The sequence below is a fragment of the Streptomyces sp. NPDC048434 genome (assembly GCF_043200375.1).
Classification (GTDB): Bacteria; Actinomycetota; Actinomycetes; order Streptomycetales; family Streptomycetaceae; genus Streptomyces.
The window spans coordinates 1-17,428 of record NZ_JBICXQ010000047.1; the positions used below are offsets into that span (position 1 = coordinate 1).

The window sequence follows — 17,428 nt, forward strand, 5'->3', positions numbered from 1 at the left end:
GCCAGCGTTCGTCCTGAGCCAGGATCAAACTCTCCGTGAATGTTTACCCGTAATCGGGTGAAACACACACGAGAGCGGAACAACCAGACGGAATAGGTCCGGTCGTTCACAGCGTCCTCGCTGTGTGTGCCATCCGCACCACATGGGCGGGATGGACTTTCAAAGGAACCTCATCCACCGAGGTGGACGGGGTATCAACATATTTGGCGTTGACTTTTGGCACGCTGTTGAGTTCTCAAGGAACGGACGCTTCCTTTGTGCCTGTTTCACCAGGCTCTCCGGGCGCTTCCCTTCGGTCTTGCGTTTCCGACTCTATCAGATCCTTGCGGGCCCGATTTTCGCCGGTGCGTTTCCGCCTTTCGGCTTCTTCGCGTTTCCGACTCTACCAGATCCGGTTTCGTTTCGATTCCGGTTCCGATTTCCGTCGGAGGTCCGCCTCGGAGCAGTTATTCACTGCTGCCCTTTCGGCGTGGTTACTACTTTAGCGGTTTTCCCTGGCGACTCATAATCGAGGCGGCTGGACCGAATTTCGGCAACGCGAAATTGGACCCGTTAGGGAACCGATCGGAGTAGTTGGTTGTGCCGCCTGGCGGTCTGCGCAAATAGCGCTGCCCGTCTCCAGCGGCTCGGGCTACGTTAGGCGGTTCGCGATACAGAGTCAAGTAGCGGTGGTGGTGCGGCGTCGGGGGACGTGGGGCCGGTAGCGGCTGACGGTGGGGTCGTCTGCGATCCAGTAGCGCCAGGGGTGGTCGGCACCGGCGCCGCCGACGCCGGTGCGCGGGCCGTTGCGGACCAGCTCGGGAGCGGGCGGGCGGCCGTGCAGTACGGAGAGCGGGGCGGTGCCGCCGGTGCACAGGTCGGTGCCGTCGAGGGTGCGGTCGATGTCGAGGGCGGTGGCCAGGCGGGCCGGGCCCTGGGCCAGTTCTTTGGCGCTGCGGGCCTTGGGGCGGCGGCCGGCTGCCAGTTGCGCGCCGGTGAGGATCTCGCCGGCGCGCAGGAGGACACCGCTCGCCTTGTCCTCGGAGCCGCAGACCGTGTTGAGGCTGAACCACATCCCGTAGATGAAGTAGACGTACGCATGGCCGGGCGGGCCGAACATGGTGGCGTTGCGTGCGGTGCGGCCCCGGTAGGCGTGCGAGCCGGGGTCGGTCTCGCCGTCGTACGCCTCGACCTCGGTGAGCCGGAGTTCGATCGGACCGTCGGGGGTGTTGCGGCGGAGGATGCGGCCCAGCAGGTCGGGGGCCACGTCCACAACGGGACGGTCGAAGAAGTCGTGGGTGAGCGGCATACGTTCCGGTACGTCGGTCATGCGGACCGAGAGTAGTGCAGCCGTTTGGGAGGGCGGCTGGCCATGGGGACCTCGGGGTTGGGAAGGTGTGGCCCGTGGAACCGCGTCGTACGGTTTCGCGTTCGTAGGAATCAAGCCGAGAGCTCGGCGTGCAATACACAGCACAGGCGGTTCCGCCTGGGGAGGACGAGCATGGGATTCAAGAAGCTGCTGGCGAGCCTGGGCGCCGGAGGTGCGTCCGTGGAGACGGTGCTCTTTGAGGAGAACGTCGTCCCCGGTGGGGTCGTACAGGGCGAGGTGCGGATCCAGGGCGGGTCCGTGGCCCAGGACATCCAGGGTTTGTCCGTCGGACTGCAGGCGCGCGTCGAGGTCGAGAGCGGCGACGAGGAGTACAAGCGGAACATCGAGTTCACCAAGGTGCAGGTGGGCGGTGCCTTCGCGGTGCAGCCGGGTGCGGCGCACACCGTGCCGTTCGGGCTGGAGATTCCGTGGGAGACGCCGATCACCACATTCCTGGGGACGCATCTGCACGGGATGAACGTCGGGGTAACGACGGAGCTGGCGATCGCCCGTGCGGTGGACTCCGGTGACCTCGACCCGGTGAGCGTGCACCCGCTGCCGGCGCAGCAGGCGATCCTGGATGCGTTCGGGCGGCTCGGGTTCCGGTTCAAGGCCGCCGACCTGGAGCAGGGGCGCATCCGGGGGACGCGGCAGCGGCTGCCGTTCTACCAGGAGATCGAGTTCCATGCGCCGCAGCAGTACCGCGGGCTGAACCAGGTCGAGCTGTCGTTCGTGGCGGACGACCGGGAGATGGACGTCGTCCTGGAGATGGACAAGAAGCCGGGGCTGTTCAGCGAGGGGTCGGACACCTACCGGTCGTTCACGGTCGGGCTGAACGACTTCGAGGGGACCGACTGGGCGGGTTACCTCAACCAGTGGCTGGCGGAGGTCGGCGGTAAGCGGAACTGGCTCTAACCTGGCCGGACAAGGTGTCAGCAAGCGACCAGGAGGTGTTGCAGTGTCCGAGCTGAAGCGGCGGCCGCTCCCGCACGATTTCCATCCGCCGGTGCCGGAGTTCACGGTGCTGAGCGACGAGGTGGAGCCGGGCGGGACGCTGCGGCCGGAGCAGGTCTTCGCCGAGGGGAACCGTTCACCGCAGCTGCGGTGGGAGGGGGCACCCGCGGGGACGAGGAGCTACGCCGTCACCTGCTACGACCCGGACGCGCCGACGGGCAGTGGTTTTTGGCACTGGTCGCTGTTCGACATTCCGGCATCGGTGACGGAGCTGCCGGCCGGTGCCGGGTCCGGGGACATGAAGGGGCTGCCCGAGGGCGCCGTGCATGTCCGTAACGACTACGGCACCCGGGACTTCGGGGGCGCCGCGCCGCCGCCCGGGGACGGTCCGCACCGCTATGTGTTCACGGTGTACGCGGTGGACCAGGAGAAGCTCGGTCCGGATGGCGAGGCCTCGCCCGCGGTGGTGGGCTTCAATCTGCGGTTCCACACGCTCGGGCGGGCCCAGCTGATCGCCGAGTACGAGGTGCCCGCGGCGGGCTGAGCGCCGTAATTCCGTTGCGCCCCGGCGCTTCTCGCACGCAGAGTGGTTCCCGTGCCGCCGCCCCGTAAGAAGGGCGTCGGGCAGCAGGTACCGCAGTGGCGGGAGCGGCGGGGCGCAGGTGTGTCGCCCGCCTCCCCCATGTCGTCAAGGCATGGAAGGTGCCCCCATGCGGAGCCCGGACTTGTGTCGGGTGTCCTCGCCGGCTGCCGTCGCTCCGGGTCTCGCGTATTTCACGGGGGTGGGACCCGGAGCGCACTCTTTTCGCGGCCCGTGAGGCGCCGCCGATCACTCCCTTTTCATCTGCCGATCGTCCGCCATTTCCCTTGTGGCATGCGGAAATTGCGTTGTTCGGGGAATACCTGCCGCTGCACAGTGGAGCAGCTTCGCCGCGGGGGCGAAGCGGGTCCGGGAGGTGGACGGGATGCGCGAGACGCTGGTGCTGAATGCGAGCTTCGAGCCGCTGTCAACGGTGTCGCTGCGACGTGCGGTGGTGCTGGTCATGCAGGACAAAGCAGTCGTCGAGCACGCTCACCCGGGTCTGCGGATCCGTGCCGCTTCGGTGGACATACCGGTGCCGCAGGTGATCAGGCTCAGCAGGTACGTACGGGTGCCGTTCCGAAGACGGGCGCCATGGTCGCGTCGGGGTGTGCTGGTGCGTGACCAGCACCGGTGTGCGTACTGCGGGCGCCGGGCGACGACCGTGGACCATGTCGTGCCGCGGTCGCACGGCGGTGAGGACACCTGGCTGAATACCGTCGCCTCGTGTGCGGAGGACAACCACCGCAAGGCGGACCGTACGCCCGAGCAGGCGGGGATGGATCTGCTGCGGCGGCCGTTCGAGCCGACGCCGGCGGATGCGCTGCTGTCGACGCTGGGAGTGTCGGTGCGGGACGGGCTGCCGGAGTGGCTGGCGCTGCCTGCGTAGCGCGGGCCCGGCCCGCCTGCCGTCCGGGCCGTCACCCGACTCGCCTTATTTGAGGAGGAGTTGGGTGATGGCCAGCAGGCCGACGACGACGATGACGGCGCGCAGGGCGGTGGGCGGCAGACGGCGGCCCACCTTCGCGCCGAGCTGGCCGCCGACGGTGGAGCCGACCGCGATCAGGCCGACGGCAGCCCAGTCGAAGTGTGCGACGAAGAGGAAGAAGACCGCGGCGACGCCGTTGACGATCGCGGCGAGGACGTTCTTGAGGGCGTTGATGCGCTGCAGGTCGTCGTGGAGCAGCAGGCCCATCAAGGAGAGGTAGAGCACCCCTTGGGCGGCGCCGAAGTAGCCGCCGTAGGCGCTGGCGAAGAGCAGCCCGACCAGCAGGGCGATGCCGCCGTCGCGGTGGGCGGTGGTGCCGGTGCGCTCGCGGCGGGCGCGGAGCGCGGCGGCCAGCTTGGGCTGGGCGATGACGAGTACGAGCGCGATCGCGATCAGAGCGGGGACGATCGTGTCGAAGGCCTTGGAGGGCAGAGCGAGAAGCAGCATCGCGCCGGCCAGACCGCCGACGAGGGCGGTGAGGCCGAAGCGGAGGATCCGGCGGCGCTGGCCGACGAGTTCGCGGCGGTAGCCGATGGCGCCACTGAGGGAACCGGGCACCAGGCCAAGGGTGTTGGACACGTTGGCCGTGACGGGTGGCAGACCGAAGGCGAGCAGCACCGGGAAGGTGATCAGGGTGCCGGACCCGACGACGGTGTTGATCGTCCCGGCGCCGATTCCGGCGGCGAGGACAGCGACGGCTTCCCAGATGGTCACGCGGATTCCCCCCTGGTGCATGATCGGTACGGTTCCGCCCGATCATGCACCAGGGGGCCGGCCGTGTCAGTCGATGGGGGGCGCTTCGCGGTTCGGCGAGCTGGGCTTGGGGATGGAGCCGCCGCCGGTCGGCGGGGCGAAGTTGCCGAGGGCGCCGCCGAGGCCCTTGAGGGCGTCGCCGATCTCGCTGGGCACGATCCAGAGCTTGTTGGCGTCGCCCTCGGCGATCTTCGGGAGCATCTGGAGGTACTGGTAGGAGAGCAGCTTCTGGTCCGGGTCCCCGGCGTGGATCGACTCGAAGACCACCCGGATCGCCTGGGCTTCGCCCTCGGCGCGCAGGGCCGCGGCCTTGGCCTCACCTTCGGCGCGCAGGATCGAGGACTGCTTCTCACCCTCGGCGGTGAGGATCTGGGACTGCCGGACACCTTCGGCCTGGAGGATGGCGGCGCGCTTGTCACGGTCGGCGCGCATCTGTTTCTCCATCGAGTCCTGGATGGAGGTCGGCGGCTCGATGGCCTTGAGCTCGACGCGGTTGACGCGGATGCCCCACTTGCCGGTGGCCTCGTCGAGGACGCCGCGCAGCGCCGCGTTGATCTCCTCGCGGGAGGTCAGGGTCCGTTCGAGGTCCATGCCGCCGATGATGTTCCGCAGGGTGGTGACGGTGAGCTGCTCGATGGCCTGGATGTAGCTGGCGACCTCGTAGGTCGCGGCACGGGCGTCGGTCACCTGGTAGTAGATGACGGTGTCGATGTTCACGACCAGGTTGTCCTGGGTGATCACCGGCTGCGGCGGGAACGGCACGACCTGTTCGCGGAGGTCGATGCGGTTGCGGATGGAGTCGATGAACGGGACGACGATGTTCAGGCCCGCGTTGAGGGTGCGGGTGTAGCGGCCGAAGCGTTCGACGATGGCGGCGCTCGCCTGCGGGATGACCTGGATCGTTTTGATGAGTGCGATGAACACGAGCACCACCAGGATGATCAGGACGATGATGATCGGTTCCACAGCGGCTCCCGTGCCCTTCGTTGCTGGTCCGTGCCGGCCGGTGACCGGCTTGCCGTTGATCAGTCTTTCAGAGTCGTGGCTCGTCGCGCAGCGTGTTCGGGTCAGATGACGACGGCGGTGGCGCCTTCGATCTCGACGACGTCGACCTGCTGGCCGGGCTCGTAGACCTGACTGCCGTCGAGGGAGCGGGCGGACCAGACCTCGCCGGCGAGCTTGATACGGCCGCCGACTCCGCCGTCGACCCGCTCCAGGACCGTGGCGGTCTTGCCCTTGAGCGCGTCGATGCCGGACGCCAGTTGGGGGCTCTGGCCGCGGTGGCGGTTGGCGAGGGGGCGTACGACAGCGATCAGCGCCACCGATACGGCGGCGAACACGAGGAATTGCAGGACGGTGCCGCCACCGAGGCCCGCAGTGACGGCACCGGCGACGGCGCCGACCGCGAGCATCCCGAATTCGGGCATCGCGGTCACGACGAGAGGAATACCCAGCCCTACGGCGGCGATCAGCCACCACACCCATGGATCCACGGCTTCATGGTAGATCCGTGCGGCGGCCCGGGACAGGGCGCGATCGGTCAGTGAGGGGAAGCACGCGGTGCCGCGACGGGGATCCCCCGGACAGAACCCCGGAGGCTCCTTGAGGGTGGCGGTCGGACCGTCAGGTCAGGGGCAGGCCCTGCGCGGTCCAGCGGTCGTTTCCGTTGCGCTCGACGATCAGCGGGAGACCGAAGCAGTGGGAGAGGTTGCTGGAGTTCAGCTCGAGTTCGAGGGGGCCGGCGGCCAGCACCTTGCCCTGACGGATCATCAGGACGTGGGTGAAGCCCGGGGCGATCTCCTCGACATGGTGGGTGACCATGATCATCGAGGGGGCGTACGGGTCGCGGGCGAGGCGGCCGAGGCGGCGCACCAGGTCCTCGCGGCCGCCGAGGTCGAGACCGGCGGCCGGCTCGTCCAGCAGGAGCAGCTCCGGGTCGGTCATCATGGCGCGGGCGATCAGGGTGCGCTTGCGCTCGCCCTCGGAGAGGGTGCCGAACTTCCGGTCGAGATACGCGGTCATGCCGAGGCGGTCGAGGAAGGCGCGGGCCCGCTGCTCGTCGATGTCCTCGTAGTTCTCCTGCCAGCTGGCCGTCATGCCGTACGCGGCGGTGAGCACGGTCTGCAGGACGGTCTGGCTGCGCGGCAGCTTGTCGGCCAGCGCGATGCCGGCGATACCGATGCGCGGGCGCAGATCGAAGACGTCGACCTTGCCGAGCTGCTCGCCGAGGATCGACGCGCTGCCGGAGGTCGGGAAGAGGTAGCTGGAGGCGACATTCAGCAGGGTGGTCTTGCCGGCGCCGTTGGGGCCGAGGATCACCCAGCGCTCGCCCTCCTTCACCGACCAGGAGACCTGGTCCACCAGAGCCCGTCCCTCGCGGACCACGGATACGTCCACCAGCTCCAGCACATCGCTCATGAGCGCGTTGTCTCCCATTGCTTCTCGGTCGTCGCGTACACCTGTAGGCGCAGCCCCCTGCAAACCTACGCCACTCAATGTCAGTGCTCTTCCCTAGGCTGGGGAGCATGCTCGATGAACCACGTTCAGGACGGCTTGCGGCATGGGGAAATGCCCTTTTGGCCGGACTTGTCTCACCTGATGAAGCCGCGCATCGGATCGCGGACGACGATGCGGTGCACCGCGTGGAGGGCCTGCCCGGGGAGGAGGCGCAGGTCGGGCTGACGCTCGCGCTGGGGCGGCTGCGGACGCTGGGGGCGACCGGCCTGCGGGTGGCCCTGCCGGTGCCCGGACATCCGCTGGGGCTGTGCGGGCCGCCCGAATTCAACGCGCGGGCGCTGGAGGCCGAGGAGGCGGTGCTCGCCTCGGGAGCCGGACTGGGGCTGATTCCGGAGAGGTACGAGGCCGGGCCGGAGGGTGGTGCCGGACCCGATGTGCATGTGGAGGTGGTCTGGCGCTGTCTGCCGGTACGGGACGCGCCGCCGGCCGATGTGCCGTCGCTGGGCGAGGCCGAGCGGGAGCTGGCGGAGGCGCTGCGGGACGCGACCGAGCTGCTCTCGAAGCTGGATGTGGCCGGGGCCGGCCCCGTGGCGCAGGCGGCGCTGGAGGCGTACCGGGCGCGGGCCGAGGCCGGCCGGCAGGTGCTGGCTCCCGGGTACCCGCCGCGTGCGGTGCGGGTATTGGAGCTGGCGCAGCGCGTCGGTGCGCTCATCGATATCGCGCAACAGGCCGGCGGGGACGGCAGGGAGCACGGTGCGGCGGTGAGTTCGTCCGAGATCGCGGCCCGCGCCGAGGCGCTGCGGCCGGTGGAGCGTACGGCCCGGCGGGCGCAGGTGGCGGCGTACAACTCCGCGGTGGAGGAGAGGGAGCGGCACCGGGGGTGAACGGAGTAGGCCCCGCCGGACCATTGTGTGGTCGACGGGGCCCTCGCCGAACGGGGCCGGACAGCTCTGGGCAGGCAAGCTGTTCAGCCCGGCTCGGACAACCTCAGTTGTTCGCGGTGAAGTTGCCGAAGGCGGGGTTGAGCGCACCGATGACGGTGGCGGTGTTGCCGGTGGCGTTCACGGGCACGTGCACGGGGACCTGGGCGAGGTTGCCCGAGCCGATGCCGGGGGAAAGCGTGGCCGTGCCGTCGGCCTGCGCGCCACTGGTCGCGAAGGCGGATCCGGTAGCCGCACCGAGGGCGATCCCGGTGGCGGCGAGGACGAGGGCGGCCTTCTTGGCGGTGTTCATGGGGGCGTGTTCCTCACGTGGCGGCACAGAGCCGGAAACCGGAAAGACGATGGCGGAGGGAGGGGACCGGCCGCGCGTCGAAGGGGTGACGGTGCCGGTCGGGCCCGACCCGCGCGGACCATGGCGTCGCGCGGGTCAGACGGGGTCCTGCGGGCGGCCTGCGCTCAGAAGTTGGCGCAGGGGTTGCCGAAGGTGGGGTTGAGCGCGCCGACGGCGGTGACGGTGAGGCCGCAGGCGTTCACGGGGACGTGCACCGGGGCCTGGATGACATTGCCGGAGACGATGCCCGGGGAGTGCACCGCGCCGCCCTGCGCCTGCGGGGAGTGGGCGGAGGCGACACCGGTGCCCGCAAGGGCGAGACCGCTCGCCACCATGGTGAGGACCGCTGCGCGCTTGATGTTCTTCACTTCTGTAGCTCCTCGTTGCCGTTGCCGTGGCCAGCCGCCACGACTGCACTGGACAACGGCAGGGACCGAGAAGGGATACGCCGAATGGGCTACAGCTACACGACAGTATGAATCTCGGATCTGAAGACGACGTTCCGGTTGCGTCATCGCCGTACGGGAGCACCGTGGTACACCGGCGCTCCCGTACGGGCGATCAGGCCCCGATGCCGTGCCGTACGGCCCACAGCGCGGCCTGTGTCCGGTCGGCGAGGTCGAGCTTCATGAGGATGTTGGAGACATGGGTCTTGACGGTCTTCTCGGACAGCACCAGCGCACGGGCGATCTCGCGGTTGGAGCGGCCGTCCGCGATCAGGCCGAGCACCTCGCGCTCGCGGTCGGTGAGGGAAGTCCCGCGCCCCTGGCCGCTGTTGTTCTCTTCCTGGGTGAGCAGTGCGCCGGCCACCTCGGGCTGCAGCAGGACATGGCCCGCGTGGACGGAGCGGATGGCGCCGGCCAGCGCCTCCGGGTCGATGTCCTTGTAGACATAGCCGGCCGCGCCCGCGCGCAGCGCCGGGACGACGGTGCGCTGTTCGGTGAAGCTGGTGACCACCAGCACCCGGGCGGGGTTTTCCAGTTCGCGCAGCCTGCGGAGCGCCTCGATGCCGTCCATGCCGGGCATCTTGACGTCCATCAGGACGACGTCCGGGCGCAGCTCCTCGGCGGCGGCGATGCCCTCGGCGCCGTCGGAGGCCTCGCCCACCACCTCGATGTCGTCCTGGACCTCAAGGAATGTCCGCAGCCCACGGCGCACGACCTGGTGGTCGTCGACGAGCAGCACGCGGATCGCCTGTCCGCCGCCGGACGTCCGCCGCCCGGAGCCCGCCCCTGCTTCGTCCCGGGGGATCCCCATCGCACCGCCCCTGTCCTTGTCAGCCACCGGGCACCTCCATCTCGACAGTGGTGCCCTTACCGGGCTCCGATTCCACGGTGAGCTTCCCGCCGACGCCGCTTGCGCGGTCACGCATGGAGACCAGGCCCAGGTGGCGGCCGGCCCGGCGGACTGTGCCGGGGTCGAAACCGCAGCCGTCGTCGGCGACCCGCAGCAGCGCGCCCTGGCCGTTGCGGGTGAGGGTCACCTCGACATGGCCGGCGCCGGAGTGCCGCAGGGCGTTGTGCAGCGCCTCCTGGGCGACCCGGAGCATCGCCTCCTCCTGGGAGGCCGGCAGCGCCCGGACGCAGTGGGCCGCGAAGGTGACGCGCGCGGAGTGGGCTCGGTCCAGGACCTGGGCCTGGGAGCGCAGGGTGGCGGCCAGGCCGTCCTCGTCCAGGGCGGCGGGCCGCAGTTCGACGACGGCGGCCCGCAGTTCGTCGGCGGCCTCCGCGGCCAGCGCGGCGACCTGGTGCAGCTCGTCCTTGGCGCGCTCCGGATCACGGTCGACCAGGGCGGTGGCGGCCTGGGCGGTGAGGCGGAGCGAGAAGAGCTTCTGGGCGACCGCGTCGTGCAGCTCGTGGGCGATCCGGGCGCGCTCCCCGGCAATGGTCAGCTCGCGGCTGCGCTCGTAGAGGCGGGCGTTGGTCAGCGCGATGGCGGCGTGCTGGGCGAGTATCCCGAGCAGCCGCTCGTCCTCCTCGGTGAAGCGGCAGCCGCCCCCGTGGGACGGAGGGGGCTCGGGGCAGCGCTTGTTGGCCAGGAAGAGGGCGCCGAGGATCTCGTCGCCGTCGGCGACCGGCAGGCCGAGGAAGTCGGACATGTCCGGGTGCGCCGCCGGCCAGCCGCCGAAGCGCGGGTCCGCACGGACGTCGGCGAGCCGCTCGGGGGTGGCGTGGTGCAGCATCGCGGCGAGGATGCCGTGCTGGCGGGGCAGCGGGCCGATGGCCTTCCACTGCTCGGGGCTGACGCCGTCCACCACGAACTGGGCGAAGCCGCCGTGGTCGTCGGGCACACCCAGGGCGGCGTACTCGGCGTCCAGCAGCTCGCGGGCCGAGGCCACGATCGTCTTGAGGACGTCGCGCACCTCCAGATGCCTGCTCATCGCCAGGATCGCGGTGCTCACCGCGGGGATCCCGGCTCCCGGTCCGTTGGTCATGGCATCACCGTACCGGCGGGGCGACCAGGCCGTATCGGTCCGATGACGGCCGCCGCCTACACCCACCGGCCTAGGCCGAATGCCCTGGCCATGGCCGGTCCGGCGCCCGACGTCCGCGGGGCGGCGGTGTTCCTACGGTGAGGGCGAGGCCGGGATCCCGGCCCGGACCGGAAGGGGACGTGATCATGCCGGTGGCGATCATCACGGGGGCATCGAAGGGGCTGGGCCGGGCGCTCGCCGCAGCGCTGGCCGAACGGGGCTGGGATCTGGTCGTGGACGCCAGGTCGGCCGGGCCGCTGGCGGACGCGGCGCGGGAGCTGCGCGGGGCGGGGGTGCGGGTGGTCGCCCTGCCCGGGGATGTGACGGACGGCGGGCACCGGGCGGCGCTGGTGGCCGCGGCCGGTGGGCTGGGCGGGCTCGATCTGCTGGTGAACAACGCGAGCGCGCTGGGGGCCGAGCCGCTGGTGCGGCTGGCGGACCATCCGCTGGACGGGCTGCGGGCGGCGCTGGAGGTGAATGTGGTGGCACCGCTCGGACTTATCCAGGAGGCTTTGCCGCTCTTGCGTACTTCCTCCTACCTGCCCTCGTATGAGGAAGACACCCCTTATATAGGGAACGCTCCTTTTATAGGGGATGCCGGAAATGGCAAGGCGTACGATTCACACCCTTACATCGAGAATGCCCGAAATGCCGGATCGTCCGATTCGCCCCCTTATGAAGGGATAGATTCTGCAGCTATCGGGGCGAATGGGACAGACGTCACGGCGGGTGGGGCAGTTCTCAACATCAGCTCGGACGCGGCCGTCGAGGCGTACCCGACCTGGGGCGGCTACGGGGCGGCGAAGGCGGCACTGGACCAGCAGTCGGCGGTGCTCGCGGTGGAGGAGCCGGGGCTGCGGGTGTGGTGGGTGGACCCGGGCGATATGCGGACGGGTCTGTACGCGGCCGCCGTACCGGACGACGACGACGCCGGCCGGCCGCTGCCCGCGACGGTGGTCCCCGGGCTGCTGCGCTTGCTGGACGGCAAGGCCCCCAGCGGGCGGTACCACGCGGCGGCCGGGGCGGCCGCCGCCGACGGGGCGGGCCCGCGGTGATTGCGGAGGCGCTGCAGGTCCCGGAGGAGCTGTCGGCCGGGATTCCGGCCGAGCAGCGGGGGCCGGGCCTGGGCCGGGATGCCGTACGGCTGATGGTGAGCCGGGGCGCGGCCGAGGTCGGCCATCATGACTTCGGCGAGCTGCCGGATCTGCTGACGGCCGGGGATGTGCTGGTGGTGAACACCTCGCGGACGCTGCCGGCCGCGGTGGACGGCCGGGTCGGGGACAGCCGGGGGCGTGGCGAGCCGGTGGTGGTGCACTTCTCGACGCGGGCGGACCGGTGGCACCCGGCGGGACGGACGGCGGACGGCTGCTGGGCGGTGGAGCTGCGGAGTCCGGACGGCCGGGGCAGCACCCGGCCCCGGGCGGGCGGCCCGGCCGGCACGGTGGTGCGGCTGCCCGGCGGGGCGCGGCTGCTGCTGGAGGCCCCGCTGGACCCCGGGGGCGCACGGCTGTGGTGGGCGCGGGTGGCGGGCGCGGAGGTGCCCGAGCTGATGCGGCGCCACGGGCGGCCGATCCGCTACGGCTACACGGACCGGGATCAGCCGCTGGCCGCGTACCAGACGGTGTTCGCGGTGGACTCCCCCGGCGCCGGCAGCGCGGAGATGCCGAGTGCCGCCCGGCCCTTCACCGCCGCGCTGGTGGCGCGGCTGGTCAGCAGGGGCGTGCAGTTCGCGCCGATCTCGCTGCATACGGGGGTCGCCTCGGCGGAGGCGTTCGAGCCGCCGTATGCGGAGCGGTTCATGGTGCCGCCGGCCACGGCGTGGCTGGTGAACGCCGCGCGGGCCCGGCGCAGGGCGGCGGCACGGCGGCACCGTCCGGCGCGGGGCGCCCCGGCCGGGCGGATCGTGGCGGTGGGGACCACGGCCGTACGGGCCCTGGAGTCGGCGACCGGCAGGGACGGGCGGGTGCGGGCCGCGGCCGGCTGGACGGAACTCGTGGTGACGCCGGAGCGCGGGGTGCGGGCGGTGGACGGCCTGCTCACCGGGCTGCACGAGCCCACCGCCTCCCATCTGCTGATGCTGGAGGCGGTGGCGGACGGGGAGGTGCTGGGTCGCGCCTACGCTGCGGCGGTGCAGCGGCGCTATCTGTGGCATGAATTCGGCGATCTGCATCTCGTGCTGCCGGACTGAGGTCCGGCTCCGGCCCCGGACCGGGTCCGGAACGCGGTGGGTGCCGCACTCGGCGAGGCGCTGGACGCCCGCCCGGTGCGGTTCCGCCGGGAAGACCTGGAGCGGCCGCCAGGAGGAACCGGAGCTGGCGCCGGCGCGAAGGCGCGCGGTGATTCCGGTGGACCCTCGGGTCCCGGAATGCGAAGTGCCTGAGGTGATCCCGCGAGTCGCTCTACCGACGCAAGGTGGAGTTCTGACGCATACGGACTGTGCATTTGCAATTACGTCCGGCGAGACAAACTTCTTCGCAGTGTGACGCCGCGCATAGGACGCAGGTCACTTACGAGCCGGGTTAGTGGACCCCCCAATACTGCGTGAGCTGGGAAAGTCCTATTCCGGATGCAATATCCAGCACCCTGGTTCCACTAACTCGGATCGTATGTCGCACCTTTGCCGGGGGAATTTCCTGCCGCTAAGAATGGCTCTCGTCGCTCGGCGCCGTGATCGGAACTACGGCGTTCGCCACCGCTCTGGGCCCGTGCGTCGTCCCCCCATCGGAAGGTCCGTCCCGCCATGCCTAAGCACGCCAATTCTGGTCTCCACCGCCTGACCCGGACGCACAAGCTCTCCGTCGCCGGTGTCGCCGCAGCCGGTGCCGCAGCTCTGGTCCTCACCGCCGTTCCGGGTGCCGACGCCGATCAGGGCAAGACCCAGGCCGCCGCTGTCGAGAACGTGAAGCCGGTCGCCTTCAGCGCGGTCGGTACCGCCGCCCAGGCCCAGCAGGCGACGATCGCCAAGCAGGCCGACAACTCCGCCGCCCAGGGCAAGGCCGAGGCCGCCGCCAAGAAGGTCGCGGTCGAGAAGGCCGCCAAGGCGAAGGCCGCCGCCATAGCGAAGGCCAAGGCCGAGAAGGCACGCGCGGCGAAGGCTGCCGCGGACCGGTCCGCCGTGCGCGCCGCGGTCCCCGCCGCCGCGAAGCCGGCCGTGAAGCCGGTCGCCGCGAAGCCCGTCGCGAAGCCGGTCGTGAAGCCCGTGGCGAAGCCCGTCGCGAAGCCGGTGGCCAAGCCGGTGGCGAAGACCTACCCGGACAACCTGGACGGCTGGATCCGCGAGTCGCTGCACATCATGGCCAAGAAGGGCATCCCCGGCTCTTACAACGGCATCCACCGCAACATCATGCGCGAGTCCAGCGGTAACCCGATGGCCATCAACAACTGGGACATCAACGCCATCAACGGCGTCCCGTCCAAGGGCCTGCTCCAGGTGATCGCCCCGACCTTCAAGGCGTACCACGTCGAAGGCACCTCCTGGAACGCCTACGACCCGGTCGCCAACATCACCGCCGCCTGCAACTACGCGGCCGACAAGTACGGCTCGATGGACAACGTCAACTCGGCGTACTGAGCCGCTGGTTCGGACAGTCCGCAGTCGCACACCGCCGAGGGGCGGCACCCGGTCCCGGGTGCCGCCCCTCGGGCGTGCGGTGCGGTGCGTGCGCTACTTGCGCATGACCTCGGGCTCGTGGCGGCGCAGCAGTCGTGCGACGACGAAGGCGAGCGCGACGCCCAGGGCGATCAGAATGATCATGTCCATCACATAGACGCCGGTCTGGTGCTTCCACAGCGGGTCCGGGTTGCCCGGCTCCCACGGCAGGAGCGTGTTCATATCGGCGGTCGCGCCCATCGCGGCGACGGCCCAGCGCGAGGGCATCAGCCAGGCGAACTGCGCGACGCCCACGGTGTCGAAGAGCTGGAAGAGCACGCCGGTGAAGACGACCTGGACGATGGCGAACATGACCAGCAGCGGCATGGTCTTCTCGGCCGTCTTGACCAACGAGGAGATGACCAGGCCGAACATCATCGAGGTGAAGCCGAGCGCGATGATCGCCAGTGCCATCTCGATCGCCGGGGCCTTCGCCACGACGAGGCCCTCGGTGGGCATGTTCCGGGTGCAGAAACCGATCACCGCGATGATCACGCCCTGAATGGCCGTGACCACGCCGAGCACGATCACCTTGGACATCAGATACGCCGACCGCGACAGGCCGGTGGCCCGTTCGCGCTCGTAGATGACCCGCTCCTTGATGAGTTCACGGACCGAGTTGGCGGCACCCGAGAAGCACATGCCGACCGCGAGGATCAGCATGATGGTGCTGGCGTCGCGGTTGGTGCGGCCCTTGGCTATCGGGCCGTAGCCGAGGCCGTAATCGCTGGGGATCAGCATCGAGACCACACCGAGCACCGCGGGCAGGATCACCATCAGGCCCAGGAAGCCCCGGTCGGAGGCGAGCACCGAGACATAGCGGCGCATCAGGGTCCACAGCTGTGAGCCCCAGCTCTGGGACTTGTGCGTCCGGGCCTGCGGCACCTGGACATTGACCGACTGCGGGGCGACGGCGTCGATGTCCGCGGCGTACATCTGGTAGTGCGGGGAGCCGCGCCAGCGCCCCATCCAGTCGTAGTCGCGGTAGTTCTCGAACGCCGAGAAGACGTCCGCCCAGGTGTCGTACTGGAAGAAGTTGAGCGCTTCCTCGGGCGGGCCGAAGTAGGCCACGCCGCCGCCCGGGGCCATCACCAGCAGCTTGTCGCACAGCGCGAGTTCGGCCACCGAGTGCGTGACGACCAGGACCGTACGGCCGTCGTCCGCGAGGCCGCGCAGCAGCTGCATGACGTCGCGGTCCATGCCCGGGTCGAGACCGGAGGTCGGCTCGTCCAGGAAGATCAGCGACGGCTTGGTGAGCAGCTCCAGTGCCACCGACACCCGCTTGCGCTGGCCGCCGGAGAGCGAGGTGACCTTCTTGTCCTTGTGGATGTCGAGCTTGAGCTCGCGCAGCACCTCGCCGATCCGGGCCTCGCGCTCGGACTCCGCGGTGTCACCGGGGAAGCGGAGCTTGGCCGCGTACTTGAGCGCCTTCTGGACGGTCAGCTCCTTGTGCAGGATGTCGTCCTGCGGGACCAGACCGATGCGCTGGCGCAGTTCGGCGAACTGCTTGTAGAGGTTCCGGTTGTCGTAGAGGACATCGCCCTGGTTGGCGGGGCGGTAGCCGGTCAGCGCCTTGAGCAGCGTCGACTTACCGGAGCCGGAGGGGCCGATGACCGCGACCAGCGACTTCTCGGGGACACCGAAGGAGACGTCCTTGAGGATCTGCTTGCCGCCGTCGACGGTGACCGTGAGATGGCGGGCCGAGAAGGAGACCTCGCCGGTGTCGACGAACTCCTCCAGGCGGTCGCCGACCAGCCGGAAGGTGGAGTGACCGACACCGATGATGTCGTTCGGGCCGACCGGCGCCTTGCCGGACTTGGGGACCGGCTGGCCGTTGATGTACGTGCCGTTGTGACTGCCGAGGTCATGGATCTCGAAACGGCCGTCGGGGGTGGCACGGAACTCGGCGTGGTGGCGGGAGACCTGGAGGTCGGAGACGACCAGCTCGTTCTCCAGCGCACGGCCGATGCGCATCACCCGGCCGGTGTCGAGGCGGTGGAACGTGGTCGGGCTGCGGTCGCCGTGGACCGGCGTGCCGTCCGCCTGCTGGGCGGGGCGCTGCTCGGGCTGCCGGGCCTGCTGCGGGGGCACGGCCTGCGAAGGCTGCTGTGCCTGCGGAGGCTGGGCCTGCTGTGGCGGGACGTACGGCGGCTGCTGGGCTTGCGGCGGGGCCTGCCAGCCCTGCTGGGCCGGCGGCTGCTGCCGGCCCGGCGGCTGGTGCGCGGGCGGCGCCTGCCACCCCTGGGCGGCCTGCTGCTGCGGCGCCATGGCGGGCTGCGCGCTGAAGGCGTCGGCGGCCGGCGCCCCGGCGGACAGGGTCACCCGGGGACCGTCGGTGGCGTTGCCCAGATGCACGGTCGAGCCGGGGCCGATCTCCACCTGGTGGATCCGCTGGCCCCGGACGTACGTGCCGTTGGTACTCCCCTGGTCTTCGATGATCCAGCCGCGACCGGCCCAGCGCACGGTGGCGTGCCGCCAGGAGACCCTGGCGTCGTCGAGCACCATGTCGCCCTGCGGATCACGGCCCACGTTGTAGGACCGGGACGGATCGAGCGTCCAGGTCCTTCCGTTCAATTCGAGTACGAGTTCAGGCACTCCATGCCCCATTACATAGTCCCCCGAGTGACGCCCTGTATGGGAAGTCTAGGGATGGCGAACATCGTGAGGAACTATTTCAGGCTCGGCCCTCCGACCGGAAACCGGGACGGGACCGGGGTGCAAGAGGCCTGTCCCGGCGCCCGTCAAACTCCCCCGGAGCACGGAAAGAACCCATGGATGGGCAAGGATCACCGGATTACGGGTGTACCGGGCGGACCGGGTTCCGTCGGGGGCGGCACAGCCCGCCGACGATGTCGTGCACGTCCGCGTTCGAGGCCGCATGATGGGATGAAGCGGACAAATACCTGACCGGTAGCGCGGTCCGCCGTGGTTGCGTTCCGTCATCATGCCGAACC

Annotated in this window: 17 protein-coding genes; 7 read left to right on the forward strand and 10 right to left on the reverse strand. The window is 70.1% G+C overall.

The genetic code is table 11. The features are described from left to right. Nucleotides 1–658 precede the first annotated feature (658 nt). Nucleotides 659–1,309: a DNA-3-methyladenine glycosylase gene (locus tag ACGFWI_RS36640; protein WP_393910403.1), complete on the reverse strand. Its 651-nt coding sequence runs from the start codon at nucleotides 1,307–1,309 to the stop codon at nucleotides 659–661. Nucleotides 1,310–1,480: 171 nt separating this feature from the next. Between ACGFWI_RS36640 and ACGFWI_RS36645 the strand changes: the two genes are divergently transcribed. The 3 genes from ACGFWI_RS36645 (at nucleotide 1,481) to ACGFWI_RS36655 (ending at nucleotide 3,771) form a co-directional block, all read left to right on the forward strand. After that, nucleotides 1,481–2,263, forward strand: a complete 783-nt coding sequence (locus ACGFWI_RS36645; protein WP_393910404.1) for a sporulation protein — start codon at nucleotides 1,481–1,483, stop codon at nucleotides 2,261–2,263. Nucleotides 2,264–2,306: 43 nt separating this feature from the next. After that, nucleotides 2,307–2,846, forward strand: coding sequence for a YbhB/YbcL family Raf kinase inhibitor-like protein (locus ACGFWI_RS36650; protein WP_393910405.1), 540 nt, complete (start codon nucleotides 2,307–2,309; stop codon nucleotides 2,844–2,846). A 421-nt stretch (nucleotides 2,847–3,267) separates the two neighbouring features. Further along, entirely contained in the window at nucleotides 3,268–3,771 is a 504-nt protein-coding gene (locus ACGFWI_RS36655) for an HNH endonuclease (protein ID WP_393910406.1), read from the forward strand. 45 nt (nucleotides 3,772–3,816) lie between these two features. Here ACGFWI_RS36655 and ACGFWI_RS36660 read toward each other — a convergent pair whose 3' ends face one another. From ACGFWI_RS36660 to ACGFWI_RS36675, 4 genes are all read right to left on the reverse strand, one after another. After that, on the reverse strand, nucleotides 3,817–4,584 hold the full coding sequence (locus ACGFWI_RS36660) for a sulfite exporter TauE/SafE family protein (protein WP_393910407.1): 768 nt from the start codon (nucleotides 4,582–4,584) through the stop codon (nucleotides 3,817–3,819). A 66-nt stretch (nucleotides 4,585–4,650) separates the two neighbouring features. After that, nucleotides 4,651–5,589, reverse strand: coding sequence for an SPFH domain-containing protein (locus ACGFWI_RS36665; RefSeq protein ID WP_393910408.1), 939 nt, complete (start codon nucleotides 5,587–5,589; stop codon nucleotides 4,651–4,653). A gap of 101 nt (nucleotides 5,590–5,690) precedes the next feature. Beyond that, nucleotides 5,691–6,104: an NfeD family protein gene (locus tag ACGFWI_RS36670; RefSeq protein WP_393910436.1), complete on the reverse strand. Its 414-nt coding sequence runs from the start codon at nucleotides 6,102–6,104 to the stop codon at nucleotides 5,691–5,693. 142 nt (nucleotides 6,105–6,246) lie between these two features. Then, nucleotides 6,247–7,059, reverse strand: coding sequence for an ABC transporter ATP-binding protein (locus tag ACGFWI_RS36675; protein ID WP_393910409.1), 813 nt, complete (start codon nucleotides 7,057–7,059; stop codon nucleotides 6,247–6,249). 89 nt (nucleotides 7,060–7,148) lie between these two features. On the opposite strand from ACGFWI_RS36675, the gene ACGFWI_RS36680 reads away from it, so the two are divergent. Next, nucleotides 7,149–7,964 carry a hypothetical protein gene (locus ACGFWI_RS36680; protein ID WP_393910410.1) on the forward strand — a complete coding sequence of 272 codons (816 nt, stop codon included), beginning with the start codon at nucleotides 7,149–7,151 and terminating at the stop codon, nucleotides 7,962–7,964. Between the two features lie 103 nt (nucleotides 7,965–8,067). Here ACGFWI_RS36680 and ACGFWI_RS36685 read toward each other — a convergent pair whose 3' ends face one another. The 4 genes from ACGFWI_RS36685 to ACGFWI_RS36700 form a co-directional block, all read right to left on the reverse strand. Continuing rightward, entirely contained in the window at nucleotides 8,068–8,313 is a 246-nt protein-coding gene (locus ACGFWI_RS36685; RefSeq protein WP_393910411.1) for a chaplin, read from the reverse strand. Nucleotides 8,314–8,477: 164 nt separating this feature from the next. After that, nucleotides 8,478–8,720 (reverse strand): chaplin, encoded by a 243-nt coding sequence (locus ACGFWI_RS36690; RefSeq protein WP_393910412.1) that lies wholly within the window; start codon nucleotides 8,718–8,720, stop codon nucleotides 8,478–8,480. A 193-nt stretch (nucleotides 8,721–8,913) separates the two neighbouring features. Continuing rightward, on the reverse strand, nucleotides 8,914–9,609 hold the full coding sequence (locus ACGFWI_RS36695) for a response regulator (protein ID WP_393910437.1): 696 nt from the start codon (nucleotides 9,607–9,609) through the stop codon (nucleotides 8,914–8,916). A 19-nt stretch (nucleotides 9,610–9,628) separates the two neighbouring features. Next, a complete protein-coding gene (locus ACGFWI_RS36700) occupies nucleotides 9,629–10,786 on the reverse strand; it encodes a GAF domain-containing sensor histidine kinase (protein ID WP_393910413.1) in 1,158 nt (385 codons plus the stop codon). Nucleotides 10,787–10,965: 179 nt separating this feature from the next. Here ACGFWI_RS36700 and ACGFWI_RS36705 point away from each other — a divergent pair, with 179 nt between their 5' ends. The 3 genes from ACGFWI_RS36705 (at nucleotide 10,966) to ACGFWI_RS36715 (ending at nucleotide 14,396) form a co-directional block, all read left to right on the forward strand. Continuing rightward, nucleotides 10,966–11,880 (forward strand): SDR family NAD(P)-dependent oxidoreductase, encoded by a 915-nt coding sequence (locus tag ACGFWI_RS36705; RefSeq protein WP_393910414.1) that lies wholly within the window; start codon nucleotides 10,966–10,968, stop codon nucleotides 11,878–11,880. Further along, nucleotides 11,877–13,013 carry an S-adenosylmethionine:tRNA ribosyltransferase-isomerase gene (locus ACGFWI_RS36710; RefSeq protein WP_393910415.1) on the forward strand — a complete coding sequence of 379 codons (1,137 nt, stop codon included), beginning with the start codon at nucleotides 11,877–11,879 and terminating at the stop codon, nucleotides 13,011–13,013. Before ACGFWI_RS36705 ends, ACGFWI_RS36710 begins: the two co-directional genes overlap by 4 nt. 552 nt (nucleotides 13,014–13,565) lie before the next feature. Then, nucleotides 13,566–14,396 carry a transglycosylase SLT domain-containing protein gene (locus ACGFWI_RS36715; RefSeq protein ID WP_393910416.1) on the forward strand — a complete coding sequence of 277 codons (831 nt, stop codon included), beginning with the start codon at nucleotides 13,566–13,568 and terminating at the stop codon, nucleotides 14,394–14,396. Nucleotides 14,397–14,489: 93 nt separating this feature from the next. On the opposite strand, the gene ACGFWI_RS36720 is transcribed toward ACGFWI_RS36715, so the two are convergent. Next, entirely contained in the window at nucleotides 14,490–17,081 is a 2,592-nt protein-coding gene (locus tag ACGFWI_RS36720; RefSeq protein WP_393910417.1) for an FHA domain-containing protein, read from the reverse strand. Nucleotides 17,082–17,428 lie beyond the last annotated feature (347 nt).